Below are 835 nucleotides of genomic sequence, written 5' to 3'. Positions count from 1 at the left end.
TTGTATCTACACGAGAGAGATTTCGTGGGATTGAAGCGATTGAGCCAAGGTCCGGGCGGCCGCCCGGACCTTGGCTTGGCGAAGTCGCCCGTACCACCTGAGGTTACAGCCGCGGGAGAGCTTGGGATCTTCGCCTTCGTCACGCACGACCGAACAGTCGCTTGGTTCCAACCGTACGCACAAGGCAGGTTACCGTGAACAGGATCATTTGTGGAGTTGATGTTTCTAAGGATTGGCTGGACGCACATATCTGGCCGGGCGGTGCCGCAGAGCGCTTCGCCAACGATGCGACAGGGATTGCAGCTCTTTGTCTGTTCTGCCGCAGCCATGGCGCAGCTCTTGCGGTGATGGAGGCGTCGGGCGGCTATGAGCGGCTGGGCTTCATGCTTTTGTGGGCGCACGGCATGCCGTGCGCCCTGGTCAATGCCAGAAGTGTGCGCCGCTTCGCCGAAGCGATGGGCTATCTGGAGAAGACCGACCGGATCGACGCTGCCGTCATCGCCCATTACGGCGCAGTCAAGAAGATGGTCCCGACGCCACCGCCCAGCACTGCCCAGCAGCGTCTTGCTGCGCTGGTCGGGCGGCTTTGCCAAATTGTCAGCGATGCCACCATCAACAAGCAACGCAGAAGTGCCGCTCGCAATGCCGAGGCATGCGCCAGCATCGAGGCCATGCTGGCCTTCCTCAAGCGCGAAGAGCGGCGCCTGGAAGGCGAGATCGCCTCGATGATCGACGACGATCCGCTGTGGGCCAGGCTGGGATCGGCCTTCCGTTCGCTCAAGGGCGTGGCCGGCCGCACCGTCGCACGCCTGATGGCCGAACTGCCCGAGATCGG

1 protein-coding gene is annotated in these 835 nt (G+C 62.8%); it reads left to right on the top strand.

Annotated features, from left to right (window positions below; all coding sequences use genetic code 11):
• Positions 1–194: 194 nt before the first annotated feature.
• The coding region (locus AC04SG_RS32845; protein ID WP_488554400.1) for an IS110 family transposase at positions 195–835 on the top strand (641 nt) is incomplete at its 3' end.

The organism is Mesorhizobium sp. CNPSo 4684 (assembly GCF_057784315.1).
Note: the sequence above shows the minus strand (reverse complement) of the source record. Positions and strands in the feature narration are given on the sequence as shown.